This is a genomic window from uncultured Ruminococcus sp., assembly GCF_937915125.1.
GTDB lineage: Bacteria > Bacillota > Clostridia > Oscillospirales > Ruminococcaceae > Ruminococcus_C.
Genome location: NZ_CALDMP010000046.1, coordinates 1 through 25,778 on the forward strand (window position 1 = coordinate 1; position 25,778 = coordinate 25,778).

General features: G+C 48.3%; 20 protein-coding genes and 3 tRNA genes. 7 read left to right on the plus strand and 16 right to left on the minus strand.

The genetic code is table 11. From position 1 onward, the window contains the following. Positions 1–122: 122 nt before the first annotated feature. The 4 genes from Q0418_RS04850 to Q0418_RS04865 form a co-directional block, all read right to left on the minus strand. Positions 123–395 carry a hypothetical protein gene (locus Q0418_RS04850; RefSeq protein ID WP_298482772.1) on the minus strand — a complete coding sequence of 91 codons (273 nt, stop codon included), beginning with the start codon at positions 393–395 and terminating at the stop codon, positions 123–125. Between the two features lie 16 nt (positions 396–411). Continuing rightward, positions 412–1,068 (minus strand): HAD family phosphatase, encoded by a 657-nt coding sequence (locus Q0418_RS04855; RefSeq protein ID WP_298482774.1) that lies wholly within the window; start codon positions 1,066–1,068, stop codon positions 412–414. Positions 1,069–1,070: 2 nt separating this feature from the next. Then, positions 1,071–2,387 (minus strand): GDSL-type esterase/lipase family protein, encoded by a 1,317-nt coding sequence (locus tag Q0418_RS04860; protein WP_298482776.1) that lies wholly within the window; start codon positions 2,385–2,387, stop codon positions 1,071–1,073. A gap of 193 nt (positions 2,388–2,580) precedes the next feature. Next, positions 2,581–3,834 (minus strand): SGNH/GDSL hydrolase family protein, encoded by a 1,254-nt coding sequence (locus Q0418_RS04865; RefSeq protein ID WP_298482778.1) that lies wholly within the window; start codon positions 3,832–3,834, stop codon positions 2,581–2,583. A 362-nt stretch (positions 3,835–4,196) separates the two neighbouring features. On the opposite strand from Q0418_RS04865, the gene Q0418_RS04870 reads away from it, so the two are divergent. Then, positions 4,197–5,048 (plus strand): helix-turn-helix transcriptional regulator, encoded by an 852-nt coding sequence (locus tag Q0418_RS04870; RefSeq protein WP_298482780.1) that lies wholly within the window; start codon positions 4,197–4,199, stop codon positions 5,046–5,048. A gap of 46 nt (positions 5,049–5,094) precedes the next feature. Further along, complete coding sequence (locus Q0418_RS04875; RefSeq protein ID WP_298482781.1) at positions 5,095–7,587, plus strand: glycoside hydrolase family 44 protein; 2,493 nt, start codon at positions 5,095–5,097, stop codon at positions 7,585–7,587. A gap of 259 nt (positions 7,588–7,846) precedes the next feature. Here Q0418_RS04875 and Q0418_RS04880 read toward each other — a convergent pair whose 3' ends face one another. Beyond that, complete coding sequence (locus Q0418_RS04880; RefSeq protein WP_298482783.1) at positions 7,847–10,096, minus strand: DNA topoisomerase (ATP-hydrolyzing) subunit A; 2,250 nt, start codon at positions 10,094–10,096, stop codon at positions 7,847–7,849. A 19-nt stretch (positions 10,097–10,115) separates the two neighbouring features. After that, complete coding sequence (locus tag Q0418_RS04885) at positions 10,116–12,095, minus strand: type IIA DNA topoisomerase subunit B (RefSeq protein ID WP_298482785.1); 1,980 nt, start codon at positions 12,093–12,095, stop codon at positions 10,116–10,118. Positions 12,096–12,395: 300 nt separating this feature from the next. On the opposite strand from Q0418_RS04885, the gene Q0418_RS04890 reads away from it, so the two are divergent. The 3 genes from Q0418_RS04890 to Q0418_RS04900 all read left to right on the plus strand — a co-directional run bounded on the left by Q0418_RS04890 (position 12,396) and on the right by Q0418_RS04900 (position 12,655). After that, positions 12,396–12,469: transfer RNA gene (locus Q0418_RS04890), tRNA-Gly, on the plus strand. A 4-nt stretch (positions 12,470–12,473) separates the two neighbouring features. Then, positions 12,474–12,550: transfer RNA gene (locus tag Q0418_RS04895), tRNA-Arg, on the plus strand. A 28-nt stretch (positions 12,551–12,578) separates the two neighbouring features. Next, positions 12,579–12,655, plus strand: a tRNA-His gene (locus tag Q0418_RS04900). Between the two features lie 49 nt (positions 12,656–12,704). Here Q0418_RS04900 and Q0418_RS04905 read toward each other — a convergent pair. Then, complete coding sequence (locus Q0418_RS04905; RefSeq protein WP_298482787.1) at positions 12,705–13,472, minus strand: hypothetical protein; 768 nt, start codon at positions 13,470–13,472, stop codon at positions 12,705–12,707. A 105-nt stretch (positions 13,473–13,577) separates the two neighbouring features. After that, a complete protein-coding gene (locus tag Q0418_RS04910) occupies positions 13,578–14,090 on the minus strand; it encodes a tRNA (cytidine(34)-2'-O)-methyltransferase (RefSeq protein ID WP_298482789.1) in 513 nt (170 codons plus the stop codon). A 130-nt stretch (positions 14,091–14,220) separates the two neighbouring features. On the opposite strand from Q0418_RS04910, the gene Q0418_RS04915 reads away from it, so the two are divergent. Next, positions 14,221–14,394 (plus strand): hypothetical protein, encoded by a 174-nt coding sequence (locus Q0418_RS04915; RefSeq protein ID WP_298482791.1) that lies wholly within the window; start codon positions 14,221–14,223, stop codon positions 14,392–14,394. Between the two features lie 365 nt (positions 14,395–14,759). Continuing rightward, positions 14,760–17,570, plus strand: a complete 2,811-nt coding sequence (locus Q0418_RS04920) for a CotH kinase family protein (protein WP_298482793.1) — start codon at positions 14,760–14,762, stop codon at positions 17,568–17,570. Positions 17,571–17,673: 103 nt separating this feature from the next. On the opposite strand, the gene Q0418_RS04925 is transcribed toward Q0418_RS04920, so the two are convergent. The 8 genes from Q0418_RS04925 to Q0418_RS04960 form a co-directional block, all read right to left on the minus strand. Further along, entirely contained in the window at positions 17,674–18,576 is a 903-nt protein-coding gene (locus Q0418_RS04925; protein ID WP_298482795.1) for an ABC transporter permease, read from the minus strand. Then, positions 18,573–19,490, minus strand: a complete 918-nt coding sequence (locus Q0418_RS04930) for an ABC transporter ATP-binding protein (protein ID WP_298482797.1) — start codon at positions 19,488–19,490, stop codon at positions 18,573–18,575. The genes Q0418_RS04925 and Q0418_RS04930 overlap by 4 nt, the downstream gene beginning before the upstream one ends. 340 nt (positions 19,491–19,830) lie before the next feature. After that, positions 19,831–21,525 (minus strand): sulfate adenylyltransferase subunit 1, encoded by a 1,695-nt coding sequence (locus tag Q0418_RS04935; RefSeq protein ID WP_298482799.1) that lies wholly within the window; start codon positions 21,523–21,525, stop codon positions 19,831–19,833. Further along, positions 21,525–22,424: a sulfate adenylyltransferase subunit CysD gene (cysD, locus tag Q0418_RS04940; RefSeq protein ID WP_298482801.1), complete on the minus strand. Its 900-nt coding sequence runs from the start codon at positions 22,422–22,424 to the stop codon at positions 21,525–21,527. Before cysD ends, Q0418_RS04935 begins: the two co-directional genes overlap by 1 nt. A 12-nt stretch (positions 22,425–22,436) precedes the next feature. Beyond that, entirely contained in the window at positions 22,437–22,751 is a 315-nt protein-coding gene (locus Q0418_RS04945; protein WP_298482803.1) for a ferredoxin family protein, read from the minus strand. Further along, positions 22,735–24,414, minus strand: a complete 1,680-nt coding sequence (locus tag Q0418_RS04950; protein ID WP_298482805.1) for an adenylyl-sulfate reductase subunit alpha — start codon at positions 24,412–24,414, stop codon at positions 22,735–22,737. The genes Q0418_RS04945 and Q0418_RS04950 overlap by 17 nt, the downstream gene beginning before the upstream one ends. A 7-nt stretch (positions 24,415–24,421) precedes the next feature. Continuing rightward, positions 24,422–25,324 carry an NAD(P)/FAD-dependent oxidoreductase gene (locus Q0418_RS04955; RefSeq protein WP_298482807.1) on the minus strand — a complete coding sequence of 301 codons (903 nt, stop codon included), beginning with the start codon at positions 25,322–25,324 and terminating at the stop codon, positions 24,422–24,424. A 4-nt stretch (positions 25,325–25,328) separates the two neighbouring features. Then, complete coding sequence (locus Q0418_RS04960) at positions 25,329–25,712, minus strand: M67 family metallopeptidase (protein ID WP_298482809.1); 384 nt, start codon at positions 25,710–25,712, stop codon at positions 25,329–25,331. Positions 25,713–25,778: the final 66 nt, after the last annotated feature.

Consider the following 25,778-nt stretch of genomic DNA (forward strand, 5'->3'; position numbering starts at 1 on the left):
GACAGATTCCCTTGCGGAAAAACGCAGGAATACTCGATGTATTTCAAGTTTTTCCGCAAGAGAAGATGGCGTAAAGATGCGCCGCAGATGACAGATGAGCGAGTTTTTAGAGGTGGCAAATATTACTTTTCTTCAGAATTCTGTGCCGGCTGCACCTGTGTCTCCAGCCAGCGCAGCAAGGCGTGAAAGCCTTCTTCATCCATGGGGTACTTGTGTTCCTCCTCGATCTCCGCCAGTTCCGAACAAAGACGGCTATGCCAGATCTGGACTGTCATCTCATCCCCGGGGGTGATCTTATAGCTCAATGTGCCATAGCTCCCGGTGAAGTCGTTGCCAAACTGAAAATAGGAAAACTGAGGGATATCAAAAATTTCTGATGTGGGATTGATTCGCATGATCACCTGCTCCTTTTCATTTACCGACAGCCTGTAAGATTGGGATCACCTGCTCCAGATCCGCCGCAACCCCCAGCAGCAGCGGCTGGAAGCAATCCTCCGGCACTGTGAGATCTGGTACCATAATGGGGCTGCAACCGGCGGCAAAAGCAGCCGCAATACCGTTGGGAGAATCTTCCACAGCGGCACATTCCTCCGCAGGCAGTCCCAGCGCCCGGGCTGCCGTGAGATAAATATCCGGGTCGGGTTTGCCACGCTCTACCTGATCACCGCCAACTATGACGGAAAAGATGCCCGAAAGTCCTGCCATAGCAAGGCGTTCTTCTGCAAGCTCCTTAGAAGTCGCCGTGGCAACTGCCACCTGGATGCCATTCTTTTCGCAGTATTGCACCAGCTTCGCCACACCTGGCTTTTGAACAATGCCATGCTCCGCAATATACTGGGACACCAGTTCCCGGCGGCGGTTACGTACTGCCAGATAGTCAAATTCTTCACCCAGCATTCGTTTCAGATACGATTCCGCATAGCGCTGGCAGCAGCTGCGCACAGCAAGGGCGTACTCTGGTTTTAACGTATAACCGAACTCTGCGGCACTCTTCTGCCAGCAGGAAAAATAAATTCGTTCCGTGTCCAGCAGTACCCCGTCCATATCAAAGATCAAGCCGCGGATCATATTCAAAGCCCTCTGGCACGCAGCAGATACTGCCGCAGTGCAGCCAGATCAAAGCCGTTGACCACTGCGTCTCCTGTCATGTCCGCACGCTGGTATGCCTCATAGGAAAGGGTATCCTGTCCCAACAGATAATGGCAAAGCTGTACCGCATCTGCCAGATTGATGGATTCGTCTAGAGTGACATCTCCTTTCAGTAAAGCCGGCTCCTGCGTGTCCACGGTTGTCTCTGTCTCAGTACTTTCTGTGGATATTTCTGTTGTAAGCTCTGTGATTTCCTCTGTCGTATTCGTTTCTGACGTCATAGTGGTTTCAATTGCGCTTGTGGTTTCAGTCACGGCTTCTGTTGTACTTGTCGTTTCGGTAACGATTTCCGTTGTACTTGTCGTTTCCGTCACGGTTTCGGTAGGCTGTTCCTCCGTTGTAGTTGTTGTGGTGATTGGTTCGGTACCGTTCAGATATGCCATGATCTGCTCCGACCAGTACTGTCCCATGCAGGCATAGCCATCCTCGTTAGGATGCACGCCGTCGTGCAGACCGTTTTTCATATCCACAACGCTGTTGATATCTGCAAAACGGATATTCATGCCCTCCGACTGCTTCTTCTCCACCAGAGATTTTACGGTAGCATTGTATTCGTCCACGCAGCGTTCTACTGTCGCAATATAAGTTGCCGGATCTTCAGTATAGCTGGGAATACTATATATCCACTGATAATTGCCCAGCCAGTCATTGCGCACTTCCACGTCAATTTCGGGGATAGATGCCAGGAACAGCACATCCCCCGCATCCAGGTACAAGGCGATCTTATCCACCAGTTCCTCCAGCCGTTCCGGTGCACCCTCGCCCTTGGCATCCAGCAGATCGTTGGTGCCAATTTGCAGCAGGATCATATCCGGATCATAGACCTCCAGCATATTGCCTGTAGTTCCGTCAGAGCCACTGTACGTCTGGTCAAAAACTGTTTCCATAATACCGGAACGCCCACTCATTGCCTGAATGGCATAGCCGCTGTAGCCTGCATGTGCCGGGTCATAGGTAATGGTCGTTCCGTTGTAATCATAAGTGGCAGTCTCTGACCAGCTGTTATTTGGGCCGACCATATCAAAATTGGTAAATCCCTGCTGCTGTAAATTATAGCAGAGATATTTCCGATAGCCGTTGTCGTTGTTGATATAGCCATGTGTGATGGAATCTCCCATTGCCAGAATACGCACCGGCTCAGTGTCTGCCGCGGAAGACATGACAGAAGATATTCCCACACCGGAAAGCGTCACAATAGCACACAGTGCAGTGCATGCAGAGAGAATACGTCGTTTCATTTAAAATACCTCATTTCTTTAGGCAATACCGCACAAAGATTGTGCGTCAGATGCGCCGTCAGATTTTTCGTCAGATGAAACAAAAAGCGCAGTGAATACTTTGTGTATTCACGAGCATTTTTGTGAAATATGACGGAAAATATGCAAGCATATGACGTGCAAAGCCGCCAGGCGCTCTTTGTGCGGTGTTGCCTTATTTTCCTTCAAGAGAACGGATGGTCTCCACAAGTGCTGTGGCAAGAACGGTGCCGCCCTCATCGTTGGGGTGCTGACCATAAACAGTTTTCGAGGGATCTGACGGGTCAGCCAGCAGGGATGCCGCATCAAAATAAGTCGCACCACAGTCGTAGGCGAGATTTTCCACTGTTGCGTTATACTCTGTGCGGATGGTATCCAGTTCCGGGGTAAGATCAAAGGGCGGCGAATTCCAGACAATGGTCTCCACGCCAGCTCTGGTGCAGGTATCTGCAATGATACGGACAGCTTCCTGGAGCTCTCCGGCAGTGGCATGTCCTGTTCCGCCGTAAGGTCCGCTGATGATATCATTGGTGCCGAACGCCACGGTGATCAGATCTGCTCCGGCAACTGCACGCTGCAGCCAGTCACCGCCCTGGGCACAATCTGTTGCACGGGCATAGCCAAGCCCCAGATTCCAGAGGCTGTAGTCCTCTGTACCCAGCTGATCCAGAGTCTGGGCAGCCCAGAACTGGTAGGCATTATCCGAGGTCTGGCAGCCCTGGGTGACAGAATCCCCCAGCGTGACGATACGGGTTTTTACCTCCCGGTCGCAGCCGAACAGCTGGGGCAACGGAATTTCATTGACATAGGTAAAACCCTTGTCATCGCCCTTGTCAGCATAGGTATAGGTCATATTGGACATGCAGATCGCCGGGATATTCGTGCCATTCAGCGTCCATTCCCAGAGCAGATAGTGCCCGTCGGGTATATCCAGCTGCACCGGATCGCTCCAGAAGGTCTCGCCCGATGCCACTTCCTTTGTCTCACTGCCGGAAAATTTGACGGTTACTGTATTTGTGGGTTCCACATTGGCGTCAAATTCCGTGCCGCCGTCTGAAACGCTGGCACTTTCAATCGTATAGCTGCCGCCAGGCATCCCAGCATAGGTCTCGCTGCCGTCGTCCCAGGTGGAGTCCACTGTGTTGGAAAAATAAAAGCAATAGTCAAATTCCCCTGCCGCCTCTACCGGGAGCCATGCACGATAAGTCACATGCTCTGCATTTTTGATGGCAGTATTGCTTCCCGTGGCTACCACTGTATTGGAAACATAGGTATCGAACAGAACCGGCTCCCTGGACACCGAAGAAGCCTCCTCCGAAGTACCGGTGTCAGAAACAGACTCCGTGCTGCTCCCACCGCAGGCAGACAAGCCAGCCGCCATGGTCAGGAAAAGCAACAGCGGCAAAATACGCTTTTGGAAAGATATCATGAAAAACCTCCGATTCAGGTCGAATTGAACCCATCCATTTTGCGAAACAGATTCTCCGATTTTCAGTTTTTATTTTACCATGATACTGGTGAATTTGTCAAGGAGATTCCACAATCTTTTCCTTCACCTTTTCTCCATTCCTTCATGCTGTCCCGTACTTTTTAAAATTCACCATAAACATCACGCTCATGTTAAATTTGATATTATACACAAAAATAAACCAACAGTTGAATATAGGAAGTACAAATTGCTTGAATTCAACTGCAAAACATGCTATAATAGAAAAAACGGCGCAATGATAGATGCTGCTGTACATCAGATATGCAATGTGTCCATCTCAGAAAAGGAAGTGATAAGCCTGTATGGAACAATCTGAATTCGGTCTGAACCTTTCCTACTACCGCAAAAAATGCGGTCTGACCCAGGAACACCTGGCGCAGCTTCTCATGGTAACGCCTCAGGCGGTCTCCAAATGGGAAAAGGGCAGCTATCCCGACGGGGATCTTCTGCCGAAGATCGCTGCCACTTTAGATGTTTCCCTGGATGTATTATTTGGTCTGAAACCAGATGAATCCAATACAGATCTGGCAAAGAATGTCATGGAAGAGATCCAAACGCTCCCCGAAAAAGAACGGGGCGAGCGCGTCATGGAGCTTGGCTATCATATGTTATATGGCTATCATGACAACCTCAGAACAGAGCTTGTACAATTCCCGGAACAGCTGAACAAAGAGACCTATGCCCATCTGCGAACAGACGATGCGCTTGCCATTGCACGGCTCAATCCGGATATGCAGTATTTTTGCTTTTTCCGCATTCCTGAGAAGGGCATTGACAGCTATACGAAGATCACGCCCCGTCTATTAAAGCTGTTTCAGCTTTTGTCAGACGAATCTGCCCTGCGGGTGCTCTTTTTTGCAGAACATCTTCCCCGGAATTTCGTGCTGACCAAAGAGTGTCTCTCAGAACGGCTGCATATTCCTCTGGAAAAGGTCTCGGACATTGTGGACTGTTGCGATAAGCTTGGCATCATGTGGGAACTGACCGCAGATACCGGCAGCACGCCTTTCCCAGTCTATGGCTATGTCCACACCGTTCCTCTTGCAGCGATTCTGACACTTGCCACGACCCTGACCAATTATGTGGTCAACTGCGAGCCGGATATTGATACCTGGCTTCAGGGTCCTTTCCGGAATCCACCGGAACAAAAGTAGTTTCCAAATTATCCATTTTATTTATATTTTTCAGGAGGTCATATCTATGTTTCATCGTCGAGCATTCGCCAGCCTGGTGGCAGGCGTACTCACCGTTTCCTGCATCGCCCAGCTTTCTGCTGTGACAGCCGTTGAAGGCAGCTACAACATGAATGTCACAGTCAATCTCGCCGGAGAGAAAAAGGAAATCAGCCCGTATATCTATGGTGTCAACGAGTATGGCAACGCCAACAATCTCAAGAACATCAGTGTCAACGCAGTTCGGCAGGGCGGCAACCGCTACACCGGATACAACTGGGAGACGAACTATTCCAACGCCGGTGAGGACTGGCTCCAGAGCTCTGACACCAATATCGGTGATATTACAGACGGTCCGGCTTATGCCGCACAGAGACTGTCGGAAAGCTGCCAGAAATACAATGTACCTTATAAAATGACAACGCTCCAGATGGCAGGATATGTTTCTGCCGACAAGAACGGCACTGTTGCTGAGAACGAGGCTGCACCTTCTGCCCGCTGGAACAAGGTGGAATTCCGCAAGAACGGAGAGCTTTCCCTGACACCGGATCTGGAAGACGGCACTGTATACATGGACGAATATGTCAACTATCTGGTACAGACGCTGGGCGATTCTACCACGGGAAATGGTATCCAGGGATACAACCTGGACAATGAGCCGGTACTCTGGAATGATACCCATCCCCTGATCCACGGAGATGAAGTCTCCAACAGTGAGCTGATCTCCAAGTCCATCGAGCTGGCAAGCGTGGTCAAAGATATTGACCCCAATGCTGAAGTATTCGGTCCGGCATTCTGGGGTATGCTGCCCTGTATCCAGGCTGGCAACGGAAACACCTATACCGATCCCGACTGGGCAGCTGTTCAGAATGACTACAGCTGGTACATGGACTATTATCTCAAGCAAATGGCAGATGCAGAACAGGAATACGGCAAGCGACTGCTGGATGTAGTGGATGTACACTATTATGCCCAGGACTGCTCGACAGATGAAGGACGGCTCCAGGCGGCAAGAAGCCTCTACGACCCGGACTATAAGGAAAACAGCTGGCTCCAGCCATATTTCGGCGGATATTTCCCCTTCCTGACACGTTTGCAGGAATCCATTGACAAGTATTATCCCGGCACAAAGCTGGCGCTGACGGAATACAATCTCGCCAACATTGCTGATGAGAAAAACACTGGTAAATCCGTGGTTTCTGCCATTACACAGACAGAGACGCTGGGTGCTTTTGCAGATCAGGGCGTATATCTGGCGACCTATTGGGGCACGCTGCCGGAATGTCCTTATGTTGAGGCTGCATTCAATCTCTACACCAACTATGACGGCGAAGGCGCTGCATTCGGCGATACGCTGGTGGAAGCACAGACAGAAGATCTCTCCAAGGCTACGGCTTTTGCAGCGATCGACGGCACGGATGATTCTGAAGTGACACTGGTACTCTCCAACAAGAGCATGACCGACAGCGAACAGGCAACTATTTCGCTGGAAGGTGCTTCTACAGATTATCAGAGCGCTGTTGTCTATGCAATCACACAGGAAAGCAGCGACATTAAGATCATTGACGTTCAGAATGACATTTCCGGCAACCAGGTCACAGTGGAACTGCCGCCTCTTTCCGTGGCACAGATCGTGATCTCCAACGAAAAGACAGACAAAACCATCACCGAAGAGCCGAACATCCGCACGGAAGAAGTGATCTATCAGTACAGCGATCTGGAAATTTCAGAAAATGGTTTCCCCATGATTCCTCTGGGCGACAAGGAGCATCTGAAAGAGATCGTTATCAATACTACAGTTACTTCCAACGCCGGCTCTACTTGGTGCAGCGGCGGCGGTGCATTCTGTTTCAATAAGGTCGTACAGGAAGGTTCCAGCAGTGAAGTCTGGGGCAACAAATCCTTCGGCTATAGTCTCGGCAACGGGGATACCATCGTTCCCTTTGATGATCAGTTCACCATTGTGGAAAATGAAAAGAGCGTGACCATCACCGGCAGCTGCAACGATACCTATTCTGAATTGCAGAACTGGTGGGTTTCTTCAGAAAATGACCCGAAGGCAGGCTCGGATATTACCGTTACATTTAACACCATCAAACTCGTCTATGAGTATGACAATGACACACCGGAAACCACTACCACTACGCCGGCTGTTACCACTACTACAGAAGAGACAGAGACCACCACAACGGAGGCAATCACTTCTGAGGAAAACACAGACACTACATCTTCTGTAGAACCCAGCACGGAGACCAGTCAGACTTCCACAGAAGCTACCACAAGTGTTTCAAGCTCTTTGCCGAGTTCCGCTATTCTGTACGGCGATGTGACGCTGGACGGCAGAGTGGATATCACAGATGCAGTGCTTCTGAACAAGGCTGCTGCCGGACAGGTTACATTCAATGAACAGGCACAGGTAAATGCCGACTGCGATGGAAACGGCGAACTGAGCAACAACGATGCACTTGTCCTGCTGAAATTCCTGGTGCACCTGGTGCAGAGTCTCCCGTCGGCAGAATAATCCTCTGACAATTTCACACATTTCTTCATAAACGCAGAAAAACCATCCCAATCGGGGTGGTTTTTCCGTTTATGGGCAATACCGCACAAAGATTGTGCGTCAGATGCGCCGTCAGATTTTTCGTCAGATGAAACAAAAAGCGCAGTGAATACTTTGTGTATTCACGAGCATTTTTGTGAAATATGACGGAAAATATGCAAGCATATGACGTGCAAAGCCGCTAGGCGCTCTTTGTGCGGTGTTGCCTATGGTATTCATTTTATGATAACAGAGACATCTGTCCTGTTCCCGGCAGATCTTTCGCCATACCGCCGGTGGCAGGGATGGTTTTCACACGGTATTTTTTCAGCAGTTCCGCATCCTCTGCGCTGAGAATACGTGCTTCGCACACCTGATGCTTTGCCTTGAGCGTCATGATCTGGACGCCCTGGGTATCACGGGTAGTCTTGACAGCTACCAGCGATGCGTCAAACTGTACCGCCCGGTTTCCGTCGGTACGCATGAAGATCGCACAGGGTTCTTCGCCTGCCGGAATTTGCAGTACCTGCACCAGAGGTGACTTGGCGCTGTATGCCTTTTGCAGCTTTTTCCGGTTGGTCTTTGTGGCATATGCCGACAAGGGCACACGTGCCGCCTTGCCGTTTGCAAAGACAAAGAGGAAATCGCCGCTGTAGTCCGTTGTAGCAACCATCTGCACCACGAATTCACCCTCGGCAAATCCCAGCTTCGCCGGCACATAATCACCCAGCACGCTGGCCTTGGATTCGCTGAATTCGCTGGCACGTGTCTTGTATACCTGCTGCTGACTGGTGAAGAAAAGCAGCTCGATCCGGTTTGTGGTTTCCAGGTGACAGATCATGCGGTCATCCTCTTTCAGCTTCTGCTCACTGCTCATGCGCAGGGATGCCGGCGTGATCTTTTTAAAGTAACCGCTCTCCGACAGGAACAGGTTTACCGGGAAGTCTGGTACATCCTCTTCCACATCTTCCTCCTGTACATCGGAAGCATAATAGAACAGGGTCTTCCGGGGCTGACCATATTTCTTCGCTGTTTCTTTCAGTTCCGAAATAATGATTTTTTTCATTTTCTTCGGATCTTTCAGGATCTCCTCCAGCTCTGTGATATCCGCTTTCAGCTGGTCAGTCTCCTGGGTGCGTTTCAGGATATATTCCCGGTTCAGATGGCGCAGCTTGATCTCCGCCACGTACTCCGCCTGAATCTCGTCAATGCCGAAGCCGATCATCAGGTTCGGTACCACGTCTGCTTCTTCCTCGGTCTCCCGGACAATGCGGATTGCCTTGTCAATATCCAGCAGGATCTTCTCCAGACCCAGTAGCAAATGCAGCTTTTCCTTTTTCTTATTCAGGTCGAACAGCAAGCGGCGGCGGACGCATTCCAGTCGGAACGCTGTCCATTCCTCCAGGATTTCCCGGACGCCCATGACCTTTGGCGAACCGCCTACCAGAATATTGAAGTTGCAGGAATAGCTGTCCTGAAGAGGCGTCATGCGGAACAGCTTCTGCATCACCTTTTCCGGATCACTGCCCCGCTTCAGATCAATGGCGATCTTCAGACCGTCAATGTCCGTTTCATCCCGGACGTAAGAGACCTCACGCAGCTTTCCCTGCTTGGCGCAGTCCACGATCTTGTCGATGATGGCTTCAATAGTGGTGCTGTAGGGTATCTCCGTCACTTCCAGACAGTTGTCCTGCTTGTTATATGTCCATTTCGACCGCACCCGGACACTGCCGCGTCCGGTGTCGTAGATCTTCTGCAGCTCGTCCTCATCATAATACAGGAAACCGCCGCCGGGAAAGTCCGGACCCTTTAAAGTGGAGAGAATATCGTGATTCGGATTTTTGATCACGGCAATGGCTGTCTCGCACACCTCCGCCAGATTAAAGGGACAAACGCTGCTCGCCATGGAGACGGCAATACCCACGTTGGCATTGACTAGAACCGTGGGGAACGTGGTAGGAAACAAAGTGGGTTCCTGCATAGTATTGTCATAGTTGGGCACAAAATCCACAGTGTCCTTGTCGATATCCCGGAACAGCTCGTTGCAGATGGGCTCCAACTTTACTTCCGTATAACGGGATGCCGCATATGCCATGTCCCGGGAATACGCCTTACCAAAGTTTCCTTTGGACTGCACGTAGGGGTGCAGCAATGCCTCGTTACCTCGTGCCAGACGCACCATGGTCTCATAAATTGCACTGTCACCGTGGGGATTCAGACGCATGGTCTGTCCCACCACATTGGCGGACTTTGTGAGACCACCGGTGAGCAGATTCATTTTGTACATGGTGTACAGCAGCTTCCGGTGAGACGGCTTGAACCCGTCGATCTCCGGCAGGGCACGGGAAATGATGACGCTCATGGCATAGGGCATGTAGTTTTTTTCCAGTGTTTCCGTAATTTTTTCTTCTTCTACAATTCCGGCACCTGCAATATAGGCGTTTGGAATCGCAGGCTTTTTCGGTTTTTCCGGCTGTTTTTTTCTTGCCATTGTTTATCCTTTCGTCACGTTAAGAAATATCTGCCAGTTCCAGATAATCGCTGCCGAACTCCGCAATGAAATCCTTTCTGCCCTGGAGATTATCTCCCAGCAGCATGTCAAACATAGCAGCTGTCTCCTCCACACCGGCAGCAGTCACCTGGATCAGGCGGCGTGTTTCCGGGTTCATGGTCGTCAGCGCCATCATATCCGCTTCGTTCTCACCAAGACCTTTCGACCGCTGGAGCGTGTACTTCTCCCCTTCGATCTGTGCCAGGATATCTGTCTTTTCCTTTTCTGTATAGGCGAAATATGTCCGTTTCTTGGTAGTGATCTCAAACAGCGGTGATTCCGCAATATAGACATAGCCTTTTTCAATAAGAGTCGGTGTCAGGCGGTACAGCATCGTCAGAATCAGGGTGCGGATCTGGAATCCGTCTACGTCCGCATCGGTACAGATCACGATCTTGTTCCAGCGCAATCCGTCCAGATTAAAAGTAGCAATGTCTTTGTTTGCCTTGGTATTGACCTCTACGCCGCAGCCCAGGAGCTTCATGATATCGGTAATAATGTCGTTTTTGAAGATCTTATTATAATCCGCTTTCAGGCAGTTCAGAATTTTACCACGTACCGGAATGACTGCCTGGAACTCCGCATCCCGTGCCATTTTAACGGAACCCAGCGCAGAGTCACCCTCCACGATATACAGCTCCCGACGGGACAGATCCTTGCTGCGGCAATCCACGAATTTCGGGATCATATTGGTGACATCAATGGTGCCGGCAAGCTTCTTTTTCAGATTCAGACGTGTTTTTTCCGCATTTTCCCTGCTGCGCTTGTTAATAAGCACCTGGGCTGCGATCTTCTCCGCTTCGTCGGGATTCTCAATAAAGTAGATTTCCAGCTGATGCTTGAGGAAATCCGTCATGGCTTCGTAAATAAACTTATTGGTAATCGCCTTTTTGGTCTGGTTCTCATAGCTGGTCTGAGTGGAAAAACTGGAGGATACCAGAATCAGACTTGCCTCCACGTCCTCAAATTTCAGCTTGGATTCATTTTTCAGATACTTGTTATTTTGCCGCAGATAAGTATCGATCTGGGAGACAAACGCCTGCTTTACCGCCTTTTCCGGAGAGCCCCCGTGCTCCAGCCAGCTGGAATTGTGGTAATACTCGATTTTCTGAATCTGGTTGGAAAAGGTCAGTGCCACACCCAACTTGACTTTATAATCCGGCTTGTCCTCCCGGTCACGTCCCTCACGCTGACAGCTCCAGTTCTGGATGGAAGTCAGGGTGTTCTCCCCGGCGATCTCCTGCACATAGTCGGCAATGCCGTTCTCGTAGAGATACTGCCGTTCGGTAAATGTGCCGTCCGCTTCTTCCTTGCGGTAAATAAACAGCAGGTTGGGATTCACAACCGCCTGCCGCCGCAGGGTGTCGCAGTAATATTCATCGGGGATTTCGATCTCCGTAAACACATCCAGATCCGGCAACCAGCGTGTACGGGTACCGGTCTGTTTCTTTTTTGTGGGATTTTTCTCAAGACCGCCTACATTTTCGCCCTTTTCAAAGTGCAGATTATATTGATAGCCGTCACGGATGATCTCCACATCCATATAGGCAGAGGCAAACTGGGTAGCACAAAGTCCCAGACCGTTCAGTCCCAGAGAATAGGCATAGTTGTCATCCCCGGCATCATACTTGCCGCCGGCATACAGCTCGCAATAAACCAATTCCCAGTTATAGCGATTTTCATTTTTGTTGAAATCCACCGGACAGCCACGCCCGAAATCCTCGACCTCCACAGAATGATCCCGATAGCGGGTCACAATGATTTTACTGCCATATCCGGCGCGTGCTTCGTCAATGGAGTTGGAAATCACCTCAAAAATAGAGTGGGCACAGCCATCCGGGCCGTCAGAGCCAAAAATAACACCCGGTCGTTTCCGCACCTTATCCGGGCCTTTGAGCATGGTAATACTTTCGTTGTCATAGGTTGGTTTTTTTGCCATGTTTTCGTCCTTTCCCATGGAATGCGCCTCTGTGCGGCATTCCGTCATTGCACAAACAAAAATATTATACCATCTCGGGCTGGAAAAATCAAGTGCCGGAGAAAAAGTTTGCTGGAAAAAGCAAGTGATATTCGTTTTCCTGCATGAGACGGTGCTTATGGTTTCAATATCAGATTTTATTTTTTAAGTAAGATCAACAAAATGCAGCATCAATCATCAAAAAAACATTTGAAAATTAACTTGACAAAAGTGGTCGGTTGTGCTATAATAAATAAGTCGGTTGACAACTGTGACTACCATGCGGGTGTAGTTCAATGGTAGAATTCCAGCCTTCCAAGCTGGTTACGTGGGTTCGATTCCCATCACCCGCTCCAACATGCGCCTTTAACTCAGCTGGATAGAGTAACTGCCTTCTAAGCAGTAAGCCACTGGTTCGAATCCAGTAAGGCGCGCCAAATCGTCCTGCTGAGGGACGCCAATATGGTGGGTATAGCTTAGCCGGTTAAAGCGTCGGATTGTGGTCCCGAAGACCGAGAGTTCGAATCTCTCTATCCACCCCATATTTTTACGCAGAATGAGCACTTTGCAGGAATGCAGAGTGCTCATTTTTTATTCAGACCTCAGAAGTTGCTTCATTTCTTGTTCCAGCTGATGCAAGTGGTTTTGTGCTTCTTCAAGCTGCCGTTCCAATTCAGCAAGATACGCCTGGGTTTTTACAGCATCGTCCAGGATTTCTTGCTGTGACAAAGGAAAAGCAGCGTAGATTCGTGCATTTAGATTTTTCGTTTCTTCAAGCTTTTCATGATACATCCGGATATTATCCAGTATTAATTCCCGGGTACATTCCTTTTGTTCCATCGGAATGAGCTCCAGCGCTTCGATTTCCTGTTCAATGTGCCAGAGTTCCTCGGCTTGATTTCGGTTGCAGGCTTTCGACACTTTATCCAGCAGTTCCCGTTTCGTTTCATCATAATCTGCGTTGAGGTATGGGTGCAAAATCAACAATACAGTTCGGACTGTTTCTTTCATTTCTTCATCCTGTTCAGGTGTTGTATCTGGATTATTCTGGTACAGCCTGGCATTAAACAGCCGGGTCTTATATTCGTTGATCTGGTTTTGCGCTGCTTGAAAATCCGACTCTTGTTGTACTCCTTTTGTCATTGCGTCCAGACAGATCGGCTCTTTGTTTTGTTGTTTTTCCTGGATACAGGCGATGAGCCGCTTTGTGTATGCTTCCTGACTGCGAAGCTGTAACAATTCCAATTCTTCCTGCCCATATGCATCAGCATATTTCATCAGATATTGGGGCACTATGTGATAATACAGCCAGATGGTTTCGGTGAGTGCATCTGCCATTTTCTCACGCAGTGCATACATTTCTTCCTCCAGCTGTTCATCCGTCTTTTCCTGGGGATAGAACAACGGCATAAAATCGGGCATCTCAAAAAAATCCATCTTTTCTCCTATCTGAAACGGATCGCATCATTCCCATGTAAACTTTGTCAGATTCCCTTCCGTAGATAAATCGGGATATCCCCACTGCCGCAACACTTCATAAGCAGCAATGGCGACAGAATTGGAGAGATTCAGACTGCGCAAGGTATTCCGCATAGGGATACGCACGCAAGTTTCCGGGTTGTCATGCAGTAAAGCTTCATCCAGTCCACGGTCTTCCCTGCCGAACACCAAATAAATCGGTTTATCCGCAGGATATACCACGTCACTGTGCACATGTCTCCCCTTTGTTGTAAAATAATAGAAGAACCCATCCGGATTCTTCGCAAAAAAATCATCCAGATCGGAGTAATACGTCAGATCCAGCTTGTCCCAATAGTCCAGCCCGGCACGCTTCAGATGCTTGTCTGTGACAGTGAAGCCCATAGGCTCCACCAGATGGAGACGTGCTCCGGTGACGGCGCAGGTGCGGGAAATATTTCCGGTATTCTGCGGAATCTGAGGCTCCACAAGTACAATATTCATCTGTGATTTTTGCATAAAAAGATCCTTTCTTTTCCAGATTTGGTGCAGATACACAAGGATAATCTGCCCGCTTTTTTGCCATACTAAGAGAGCAGCAGAATTCCGCAAACGGAATGCGGATGGTGCGGAAAGGAGGCAGATTTCCATGACGTTCAAGTCTATCGTACGTGGTGTAACAGTTGGTGCGACCGTTGGTACCGTTTGCTATATGATGTCCAAAGCATCTTCCAGACAGAAACATGATATCAAGAAAAATGCCGGAAAGGCAGTGAAGGCAGCCGGCTGCGTTCTGGATGATATCACATCCCTCATGTGGTAAGGTTCATTTCTTTTGATTTCCAAAAGTCACGTGATTTCAGCATTGTCTGAAACTGCGTGACTTTTTCTGATATTGCCGGATTTGTATTGCGTATCTGTTTTGATTATTTTATCCATAGTATAGCATATCAGGACGATTCTGTCAAATTGAAACGATAAGCATTCCCCCATCAGACATAGGGGGCAAAGAAAGTCGCATTTTGTCATAATCTTCTGTATTTTTTACGATATATTTCAAACTATTTGGGCAATATTCCTTGACATCTCTTGCTCTGAAATGTATAATGATGATAGATACTTGAGCGTGTTCCCGTAAAAACAGAACGCATGTATTCTCGGCAGATACATGAGAAAGGTGGAGTTGCTATGAAAAAAATACAATGCTGTATACTCGCTGCTGTGCTGGCAGTGACAAGCATTCCCATATCCAGTATTGCCTTTGCAGCAGAAGCACAAGAAAGTCTGATTGGTGACATTACCCTTGATGGTACAGTCAATGGAAAAGATGCTGCCGCTTTACAGAAATATCTGCTGGGCAATCCGTCGTTGACGGCTGCCGCTTGGAAAAATGCAGATTTAGATGAAAACGGTGTTGTCAATGGATTTGATCTGGCACTCCTCCGGCAGAAGCTTGCAGAGCGGATTCGTTCGGATTATGGAGGTCTTGTCATCAATGAGGCGTGTACCTCGAATCAAGGCTCCTATCAGGATGCATCCGGAAATACACCAGATTGGATCGAGATCTATAATGCTTCTGATCACGCGATTGATCTGTCTGGCTGTGGATTATCAGATGGGAAAAAGAATCTGTTCAAGTTCAGATTTCCGGAAGGAACAGTGCTGTCCCCCGGCGAATATGGAATGGTGCTGTGTGATGATACCAATGTCACTGTGGGAGAGTTTCACGCTGCCTTTAAGCTGAGTGCAACCGGTGAAACCATCCGGCTGTCCAGTCCAGACGGTATGCTGATCGACATAATGGTGATCCCGGCACTGGAAGCGGATAGTACCTATGGGCGTTATTCCAACGGATCGGATTCCTTTTCTATTCTGACGCCTACGCCGGGGGCAAGCAATGATACCGGAACAGTGATCGTGAATGTCGCTGAGCCTGTCTTTTCTGCAGAAGGCGGTTTCTATGACGCCGCTTTTGATCTGACCGTCACGAGTAAGGAACAGAATGCGATTTATTATACTACGGACGGCAGCGACCCCACGACATCCGAATCAGCAATGCTGTACACCGGTGCAATTTCTATTTATAATAACACAAGTGAACCGAACATATACAGTGCCATTCGTGATGTTTCCATTTCCACATACTATCCCCCATATCAAAAAGTAGACAAGGGCATCGTGATCCGTGCAGCTGCAAAGGATGCAGACGGCAATTTCAGTTGTGTTGTCACAAACAGCTATTTTGTGGGAAAGACAGCTTCTTATTATAACGATATGAAGGTCGTTTCCCTTGTCACAGACAGCGATAATCTGTTCAGCAGTAAAGACGGCATCTATGTCAACGGGGATGCATATTATGCCTGGAAAGAAAGTGCGGCATATGTGGAATATGAGGACGGTGATACACGGAATCCCACGAATTACAACCAGGACGGCAGAGAATGGGAGCGTCCTGCTTCTATTCAGATTTTCGAAAACGGTTCACCGGCGTATTCCGCAGATATCGGCATACGCATCGCCGGAAACTGGTCACGTGCTTATCCGCAAAAGAGCATCCGGTTCTATGCACGGAGTGAATACGGTGATTCCAAAATGGAGTACGAATTTATTGACGGTCTGACAGATATGGGCGGAAAAGCCATCACTTCTTTTGATAAGATCACCCTGCGGAACGGCGGAACAGACTGTAATAATCTCCATTTCCGGGATGAACTGATCCAGAGTCTGGTATCGGACAGAGCAGTGGATGTCCAGGGCACAGAGCCGTGTATTCTCTTCATTGACGGGGAATTTTGGGGCATGTACAGTTTCAAGGAAAAGCTGGACGGCGATTATTTAGAATCCCATTATGGCATTGATAAAGATGATGTGACGACCATCAAATGCGGCGAGGTAGAAGGCTCAGAATCTGTGGCAAGTGAGTATCGGACTTTCGCCAACTGGGCAATGCGCGCCGATATGACAGTGGAGGCAAATTATCAGAAGGTTTGCGATGTGATCGACATGCAAAGCTTTATGGATTACATTACAATTGAAACCTATATCAATAACTATGACTGGTCCAACGGCGTAGCCGGCTATTTGAACAACTGGCAGATGTGGCGAGCCAATACCGTTGATGCATCCAATCCCTATGCAGATGGGAAATGGCGGTTTATGCTGTACGATACGGAATTTTCTACAGAACTGTTCCAGTCCGCCGGAACCAGCTATGGCTATGATTCCCTGAGTTCCATGTATCGAAAAGAGACCTGGTCGAATTTTTCATTGTTGTTCTACAACCTACTAAACAACAATACATTCCGGGAAGCGTTTTATGCAAATTATCTTGAGATCATGAAGAATAATTTTGAACCGGATGCTGTAAATAATCAGATCACCCAATTTGTCGACAGGCTGAGACCGGCAATTACTGCGACAAATATCCGCTATAGCAACGAATGGATCAATTCGAAATACAACAGCGAATTGGAACTGCTGCGAAACTTCTTCAACAATCGTCCCGATTACGCAAAACTATATCTGGATATGCTGGTGGGAAAGGAAACAGCAGATTTCGGAGAGAATCTTCTGCCCAACGCTTCCAATATGGGACATTATGCAACGAATGGCGGCGCAGCTATCTTTTCAGCTGACGCAGCCCAGAACAGTCTTAGCGTCAATGTCACTGCCCTTGGAGAAAATGCCTGGGATATCCAGGCGCAATTTCCCAACCTGACGCTGGAAAAGGAAAAGGTATATCGTCTGACATTTGAAGCAGCCTGCCCACAATATTCCAAAATGGATCTGGGATTTACCCATCAGGTGGGTTCGGAATACATTGGATTTGGATATGCGGATGTGTATCTGACACCGGAAATGCAGGAGTATTCCCTCAGTATTCCGGTATCAGAGGAGACCAATAACAACTGGAACCTCTTCTTCAATTTTGGCAGTCACGTAGGAAATTACACTGTCCAGAATGTCAGGTTGGTGGAAATTTCTTTTGACAGGTCGTAATTTAATCTTTCTGTCATAAATGAAAAAAAGCTGCTGCAATGTCAGTCAAACTTCAGAAAACAAGTTTTGACTGCTTGCAGCAGCTTTTTTTGTTAGACCAAAACTATTTGCGTTTTTTGCCTTGTAAAACATTCAAGAGCACATAAACAGCGATCAGAAGTACAACAGCACCTACGAGAGTCAAGTACATAGTTCCAGTTTGTACCTTGTTATCAAAGAAATACAGATTGCAGTCGATAGAATCCTTTATGGCTTCTACCACCTCAGATGGAAGCTTCTGATCCCCCATTTCTTCGAAAGTCCCCCGCATGACGTGATTTCGCAGCAAAGATGTGCCATAAGTTCCCGGCAGGAAAGAAACGGTATGCTGGATTGCTTTGCTGAATTGCGAAATGGGCATATACGCACCGCAGATAAAGCCATATCCGGCACTGATAATTGCACCTACAGCAGACATCTGTCCTTGTGAAGACAAGAAGTGGTTGACGATGCTGGACAATGCTGTGCCGAACAAGGACAACAGCAGGACATCCAGCAATAAAAGCAGCACATCGGTGAGCGTCAGAAACCAGCCGACTTTCGCAAGATACAGCAGGCAAATACCAGCGGCAATACAGCAAACCAAAAGTGTGGAAAGAAGTGTCGATATGTAATAACTCAGGGCAAGGGTACTGCTTTTCACCGGTGAAATCGTCAGGTCTCGTCTGGCACCGTTGACCTTATCCTGTACCATGATCATATTGGAGCAGAATGCCACAGTGACACAGCTCACTGCCAACAGCGAGGAAACCAGCTGACCGCCGACGCAGCCGTGAATCAGCTTATCTGTTACAGTTGCCCCAGCCGCTTTCAAGGATTTTTGAAAAGTTTCTTCGTAGACATTGCTTAAAAATGTACCGTATAGCACCAGAAGGATCAAGGGAGTAATGAGCGAAGTAAAAAACATTCCCTTGTCCTTAAAAAACAGCTTGGTATTCCGTTTGATCAGCGCCTTTAATGCAATCATTTCTCAGCACCTCCTGTCAGTTTCTTACCTGTTACTGCCAGAAAGACATCGTCCATTTTTCCCTTCGTGATCTCATAATCCTGAAAAATTTCTGGATGCTGCACAATGAGCTTTGTAGCGGCGGCGGTGTCCGGCACAGCGATCCGGTACGCATCACGTATCTGTTCGCCAGGATACGCCAGGGCTTGCACCTGTTCTTCTGACGCACCATAAAGGGTAATGAAGTCGCCGGTGTACTTGTTTTTCAATTCCAATGGAGTACCTTCGGCAGCGATCCTGCCGCTGTCTAAAATCACAACATAATCCGCATCTGCCGCTTCTTCCATATAGTGGGTGGTAAGGAAAACTGTCAGATGTTTTTCCTGCCGCAGTTGGGCAATGGTATCCCAGAGCAGCTTTCTTGTCTGCGGGTCCAGTCCGGTTGTGGGTTCGTCTAGTATCAGGATCTTCGGATCGTGCAGCAGTGCCCGGGCAATGTCGATCCTGCGCCGCTGACCACCGGAAAGCTTTCCGACAGTACGCCGCAGCAAATCAGAAAAATCCAGCAACGTGGCAAGGGTCTCCAATCGGGCTTGAAACGCCTTTCCGGTGATACCGTATAGTGCCGCACGGCTTTCCAGGTTGTCCTGTACAGTCAGAGCTTTATCCAGAAGAGAATTCTGGAATACAACACCCAGGCTGCGCTTGATCGTTTCCGTGTCTTTGTCCAGATCAGCACCGTCGATCTGAACTGTTCCAGCATCTTTTGCAAGCTGTCCGCACATAATGGAGATCGTGGTGCTTTTTCCGGCACCATTAATACCCAGAAAAGCGAACAGTTCTCCTTCTCTGACTTGAAAGCTCAGATCCTGTACAGCTTTCACCTGACCAAAACTTTTGGACAAGTGGTCGATTCGGATAATATGATTTGTCATAAAGGCTCTCCTTTTTCCATTTGTCTTACAAATTATGACGATTTATCTCATTATACCACAAAAAGATTTACATGTAAAGAGAAAAAATCCCCTAATTGGAAAAAGCTGCTGCACACAACTGATGCAACAGCTTTTTATTCAAGACAACACTATCTGAATCTGGGGCAACACCGCACAAAGAGCGCCTTCCGGCTTTGCACGTCATATGCTTGCATCTTTTCCGTCATATTTCACAAAAATGCTCGTGAATACACAAAGTATTCACTGCGCTTTTTGTTTCATCTGACGAAAAATCTGACGGCGCATCTGACGCACAATCTTTGTGCGGTATTGCCCTGGCTTATATTGTTTTGGAGAAAATTACCTTTCTATAGGTATCAAAGTGCACCCACTTTGCGAAAAAGGCTTTCTGATCTGCTTCGCTTGTTTCAGCATATTCTTTCAGGAATTGCTGGATCTCATCATCGGATTTTGCAAGCACTTCAAAGCCTCTGCCGTTGATGACAGGTACATTTCCATAGGTGTACTCCGCTGTCGGAAGAATTTCTGTGATCTTTTTCTCACGGACTCTGACAGCCACGCCGTCTCTCAGCACGATAATATCAAAACTGTCGGGATACTGATAGCTCTCTCCGGATACAGGAATTTCATCCCCAACGGTGTAAGTGCAATTTACCGGCTGATATTTCAGAACATTCAGGCTGGCGGTGTCATAGTAGAATTCCTCGAAGATGTCTCCTCTCGCTTCCAGCTCGCCCAGCTTGAAAGAAGCCTTATCTCCGGTGTTTCCGGCTTTTTCGCTGACTGTTTCCACAACACCGCAGGCAGATGTCATATTTGTCACACGGTCGATCAGAATCAGTTCGCCCAGAGTCTTGTGCTTCGAAAACAGATCTACTACAATGCCCTCTGTCAACAGGATCTCGCAAACTGCGATCTCGTTTTTATGTAAAGTATCTGTCTGGAGCTGTGCACCGGTGTTGACATCGATGGCATAATTGACCTTGGTCAGAATGCCGGGAATTGTTTTGGTGCCCAGCTTCACCAGATAATCCTTGCCGATCTGCAGTGCATCATCATCCATCCAGAGCAAGGAAACTGTCAACTTCTTATAAACAGCAATTTCGGTATCTTTCGTCAGCACGCAACCACGGGAGACGTCTACTTCCCGATCCAGCGAAATGGTGACTGGCTGTCCCTCGTATGCAGTTTGTACGCTTTTATCCGTCATCAGGATACCTTTGACAACCGCCTTTTCACTGCTGGGCAGTGTGACGATCTCATCGCCCACAGAAATGCTGCCGGATTCGATCTGTCCCTGAAAGCCACGGAATGTATGGTCAGGACGGCAGACTCTCTGTACCGGCATATAGAAGCCCTGTTCGGTATCATCAGAGTGAATGTCCACTGTTTCCAGATATTCCAGAAGCGGAACACCGGTGTACCATGGGATATTCTCCGATTTTACAGTGACATTGTCCCCTTCTGTTGCAGAAAGCGGAATGATCTCTACATTTTCCAGAGACAGTTCGTTTTGCAGTTCTTCGATCTGTGCAAGGATCTCCTGGAATCTTGATTCGCTGTAGCCCACCAGATCCATTTTGTTGACTGCAAATACAAAATAACGGATACCCATGAGCTTGCAGATTCTCGCATGGCGTCTGGTCTGCACCAGAACACCCTGGGATGCGTCAATGAGGATAACTGCCAGGTCTGCAAAGGATGCGCCTACAGCCATATTTCTTGTATATTCCTCATGCCCCGGCGTATCTGCTACTATGAAACTGCGGTGATCGGTAGTGAAATAGCGGTATGCCACGTCAATGGTAATGCCCTGTTCTCGTTCTGCCATCAGTCCGTCCAGCAAAAGAGAATAGTCAATGGCACCGCTGCGGCTGCCTACTTTGCTGTCCAGTTCCAGCGCTTTTTCCTGGTCAGCGTACAGCAGCTTTGCATCATACAGAATATGTCCGATCAATGTGGACTTTCCATCATCCACACTGCCGCAGGTGATAAATTTCAATAAGCCTTTCATTAAAAATATCCCTCCCGTTTTCTGCGTTCCATGCTGCCTGCTGCTTCGTTGTCAATGACTCTGGAAGTACGTTCAGAAGAGACAGAGCTGAGCGTTTCCTCAATGATCTCATCCAGTGTGGATGCCGTTGATTCAATGCCGCCTGTCAGCGGATAGCAACCCAATGTCCGGAACCGTACAGACTTATATTCCGGCTTCTCACCCGGCAAAAGAGGAAATCTGTCATCGTCTACCATAATGATATTGCCGTCACGGTTGACGACCGGGCGTTCTGCTGCAAAGTACAGGGGCACAATGTCGATCTTCTCCCGCTTGATGTACTGCCAGATATCCTTTTCCGTCCAATTGGAGATGGGGAATACACGGATGCTCTCCCCTTTTTTGATCTTGGTATTGTAGAGCTTCCACATTTCCGGACGCTGATTTTTCGGGTCCCAGGCATGTGCTTCATTGCGGAAAGAGAAGATGCGCTCTTTTGCACGGGATTTTTCCTCATCCCGTCTGCCGCCGCCGAATGCTGCGGTAAAACCGTATTTATTCAACGCCTGTTTCAGCGCCTGTGTTTTCATAATATCTGTATATGCAGAGCCGTGATCAAAGGGGTTGATGCCCTGATTAACACCGTCCTGATTGATATATTCGATCATTTCAATGCCCAGCTTTTCGGCAGTTTTATCACGGAACTCGATCATTTCCTTAAATTTCCATGTCGTATTGACGTGCAGAAACGGGAACGGCGGCTTTTCCGGATAGAATGCCTTCATAGCAAGATGCAGCATTACAGAGCTGTCCTTGCCGATGGAATAGAGCATTACTGGTTTTTCACACTCTGCCGCAACCTCACGAATAATATAGATTGCTTCTGCTTCCAGTTCGTCAAGATGTGAGAATTCGCTCATGCGGTTTCCTCCTTAATATTGATTGGACTCCTTCTGATTGACAGGGATCTCGGAGATTTCACCATTGGGGTGTTCTATGATCCACCGCAGAATATCGCCCTCTTTTTCTGTATGTACAAGGCTGCCCATACCGCCCATATCAGCACCCAGATAAAACCGGATAGCATGTACGGGACATTCTTTAATGCAGGAAGTGCAGCCCCAGCAGTCTTTAGGATACTTGATGTATGCCTTTTTATCTGCGCCGATTTTGATTAGTGTTCCGGGACAGACGATATGGCACTTTCCGCATCCAATGCAGGATTTTTTATCAATCATGATGCTCATATGTCTGCCCTCCTTCCACCAGATCTCTCAAGATAATGCGGATCACTCCGTGTTCCATCCGGGAATTGACGTATTTACGCCAGTTTGCGTCGTCCTTTTCCGGATAGTCCAGATTTTCTGCAAAGCTGTGCCAGCGTGTTTCCTGACGCGCTTTCAGATGTGCAATGACGCTGCGGCAAACAGTCAGTCTCTCACGCAGTTCATAAATATACATCAGTTCCTGGAAATCCTCTGCATGCAGGGTCTCAGAAAGCTGTGTGAGCTGCACGATCTTTTCATCGGCAATGGCAAGCTGTTTCCCATTAAAACGATAATTGGTCTTGATGCCGCCTGCATAGGCATCCATGACTGTCTGCATGGCTTCTTCCAGCTGTTCTGTTGTGAAACGGAATTCCGATGCGCCCAGAAATCGTTCTATTTCTGCAATTTGTCTCTCTGTTTTCTCTGCTTCAATTTGAACAGGTGTGTGCTGCTGGATAAATGCCACAGCAGATTCCGCTGCGATCTCACCTTCTGCAAGTGCACCTGTCACATACTTCTGAGGACATCCGCCTGCCACATCACCTGCTGCAAACAATCCTTGAATAGTTGTAGCACGGTTGGTATCGACCCAATAGCCGCTTGCAGTATGTCCTCCTACAATATAGGGTTCTGTACCCTCGATCTCTACATTTTGCTGAGACGGTTTTTTTCCGCTTTCAATCCATTTCAGCGTCTGAGAGGGTGCCATATTCAGATATGCTTTCATGAGGGATGCATCCTGTTCCGGTGTGATTCCCTCTGTCCGCAGATAACACGGTCCCCTGCCCTCCAGGTTTTCGTTGACAGTACCATAGACACGCTCGGAAGTTATAAGACCGTATTTTGTCTCATAGACCTCGCCAAGAGAGTTGATCTGCTTTGCGCCTACACCCTGTGCCAGAGTGCCTGTGGGAGCGATGGTGTCCTTACAGCGCAGGGCAATAAACCGCATCTCAAAGGTTGTCATCTCTGCACCAGCACGAATACCCATGGCATAACCGGCACCGGTATTGAAAGGCGGATACCACATCTTATGGCGGGAAAATCCCGGATTGTTCGGCTTGTACAGACCAGCAGCACCGCCGGTAGCCACGATCACCGCATTGGCTTCGATGACATAGAATGTATCATTTTCAACGCCAATGCCAAAGGCACCTCTGATCCGGTTGTCACTAACTGCAAAATCAATGATATTGACACGGTTCAGAACTGTGACAGTGGGAAGCTGTTCCACAGTATCTGCCAGAATGGGCTTGATATTTTCACCGTTGATTTTTAGGTTACGGTTGCCGCGAGTCACATATTTTCCATTTTCGTCTTTCAGAATAACAAGTCCCAGCTGTTCCAACCGTTCTGTTACTGCATTCAGGCGCTCTGACATGGTCAGCAGCAGATCCTCACGGACGATACCATCTGCATCCTTTTTGGCATAATCTACATAATCCTGGGGCTTTCTGCCCTCTGTGATATACGCATTCAAGGCGTTGACACCAGCTGCCAGACAGCCGCTTCGCTTGATATGTGCTTTTTCACAGATCAGTACCTTTGCATCGGAATGTTCTGCGATAGTCAGTGCTGCATAACAACCTGCTGTACCGCCGCCGATAATCAGAATATCTGTTTGGATTCGCTCTGTTTTCATCTCCTGCTCAGCTCGTTTCTCTCAAATACTTTTCTACAGACTGCACACAGTTTGCACCGTCTGAAACAGCCGTCACCACCTGACGGAGTGTTTTCGTGCGGACATCTCCTCCGGCGAAAATACCTGCTGCTGAAGTGACACCATTTTCTCCGGCAGAAACATATCCGTTTGCATCGAGATCACAGATTCCTTCCAGCAAAGCAGTATTGGGGATGGAACCGATCGCTACGAAAATGCCGTTGACATCTAGTTTTCTGGCTTCACCATTTTGCAAAAGCACAAGTGCTTCCGCTCGTTTTTCGCCTGAGATCTCTACAGGTACTGCATTCAGCACCAACGCAATGTTCGGTGTATTTTTCACAGCTGTCTGCAAAGCCTGGTTTGCACGGAAGGTATCTCTGCGGTGGATCAGGTATACCTTTTCTGCAATTTTGGAAAGATACAATGCATCTTCCAGTGCTGTATCACCGCCGCCTACAACTGCTACCGTTTTGTCCTGATAGAAAGCACCGTCACAGGTTGCGCAATAGGATACTCCAAGCAGCTCGCCACCTGGGATTTCCAGTCTGCGGTAAGATGTTCCGGCAGTGTAGATGATACTTTTGCCCTCTAAGGAGCTGCCGTCTTTGAAGTGTACAGTGAATGCATCCTCATTCCTTTGGATAGCTATAGCTTCGCCCTCAAAAAAAGATGCACCCATTTTTTCAGCATGTTCCCGAAAAGCCTCTCCCAGTTCATATCCGCCGATTCCGGGGAGCCCGGGATAATTGTCCACTTGTTCGGTTGCTGCGATTTGTCCCGAACCCATGTAATCTTTCTCGATGACAACAGCCCGGAGTTGTGCACGGCTGGCATAAATCGCTGCAGTCAGACCAGCAGGACCGCTGCCGATGATCATGATGTCGTACATATATTTACTCCTCAGTAATGATCAGAGTTTCCTTTTCCGCATTGCTGCCCTCAATTTTAAAGGAGTTCAGCACCGGATTTGCCCGATCCATCAGCGACAGAATCATATAGCTTGCCTTGCTGTCATAGGCAAGGCGCTTATCTTCTTCCGATGGACGTGAGGGCGATTCCGGATGGGAATGCCAGTTTCCAAGCGGAACCCAGCCATTGGCACGCATATCCTTGACGGCTGCAAGCTGCTCCTTCGGGTCGAGGGAAAAGTGCTCATTGGAATGGTCGATATTGGTCAGAAGGTACACCTTCTTGATGGCCTTATCTGTACCATCTGATGTTCCTGCAATCAGACCGCAGGCTTCATCGGGCAGTTCTTTCTCTGCATGAGCGAGGATTTTCTCATAATCACCTCAATCCGTAAAACTCACCACTAAAAAACATCAACGCAACCAGAAGTGTAA

Bases quoted from the DNA above. Each gene is read 5' to 3' on its own strand.
- Q0418_RS04860 (WP_298482776.1), bottom strand. From the start codon at position 2,387: ATGAAACGACGTATTCTCTCTGCATGCACTGCACTGTGTGCTATTGTG.
- Q0418_RS04910 (WP_298482789.1), bottom strand. From the start codon at position 14,090: ATGCAAAAATCACAGATGAATATTGTACTTGTGGAGCCTCAGATTCCG.
- cysD (WP_298482801.1), bottom strand. From the start codon at position 22,424: ATGAGCGAATTCTCACATCTTGACGAACTGGAAGCAGAAGCAATCTAT.
- Q0418_RS04915 (WP_298482791.1), top strand. From the start codon at position 14,221: ATGACGTTCAAGTCTATCGTACGTGGTGTAACAGTTGGTGCGACCGTT.
- Q0418_RS04955 (WP_298482807.1), bottom strand. From the start codon at position 25,324: ATGTACGACATCATGATCATCGGCAGCGGTCCTGCTGGTCTGACTGCA.
- Q0418_RS04885 (WP_298482785.1), bottom strand. From the start codon at position 12,095: ATGGCAAAAAAACCAACCTATGACAACGAAAGTATTACCATGCTCAAA.
- Q0418_RS04920 (WP_298482793.1), top strand. From the start codon at position 14,760: ATGAAAAAAATACAATGCTGTATACTCGCTGCTGTGCTGGCAGTGACA.
- Q0418_RS04880 (WP_298482783.1), bottom strand. From the start codon at position 10,096: ATGGCAAGAAAAAAACAGCCGGAAAAACCGAAAAAGCCTGCGATTCCA.
- Q0418_RS04925 (WP_298482795.1), bottom strand. From the start codon at position 18,576: ATGATTGCATTAAAGGCGCTGATCAAACGGAATACCAAGCTGTTTTTT.
- Q0418_RS04855 (WP_298482774.1), bottom strand. From the start codon at position 1,068: ATGATCCGCGGCTTGATCTTTGATATGGACGGGGTACTGCTGGACACG.
- Q0418_RS04905 (WP_298482787.1), bottom strand. From the start codon at position 13,472: ATGTATGCACTGCGTGAGAAAATGGCAGATGCACTCACCGAAACCATC.
- Q0418_RS04865 (WP_298482778.1), bottom strand. From the start codon at position 3,834: ATGATATCTTTCCAAAAGCGTATTTTGCCGCTGTTGCTTTTCCTGACC.
- Q0418_RS04875 (WP_298482781.1), top strand. From the start codon at position 5,095: ATGTTTCATCGTCGAGCATTCGCCAGCCTGGTGGCAGGCGTACTCACC.
- Q0418_RS04950 (WP_298482805.1), bottom strand. From the start codon at position 24,414: ATGAAAACAGAGCGAATCCAAACAGATATTCTGATTATCGGCGGCGGT.
- Q0418_RS04945 (WP_298482803.1), bottom strand. From the start codon at position 22,751: ATGAGCATCATGATTGATAAAAAATCCTGCATTGGATGCGGAAAGTGC.
- Q0418_RS04870 (WP_298482780.1), top strand. From the start codon at position 4,197: ATGGAACAATCTGAATTCGGTCTGAACCTTTCCTACTACCGCAAAAAA.
- Q0418_RS04850 (WP_298482772.1), bottom strand. From the start codon at position 395: ATGCGAATCAATCCCACATCAGAAATTTTTGATATCCCTCAGTTTTCC.
- Q0418_RS04930 (WP_298482797.1), bottom strand. From the start codon at position 19,490: ATGACAAATCATATTATCCGAATCGACCACTTGTCCAAAAGTTTTGGT.
- Q0418_RS04935 (WP_298482799.1), bottom strand. From the start codon at position 21,525: ATGAAAGGCTTATTGAAATTTATCACCTGCGGCAGTGTGGATGATGGA.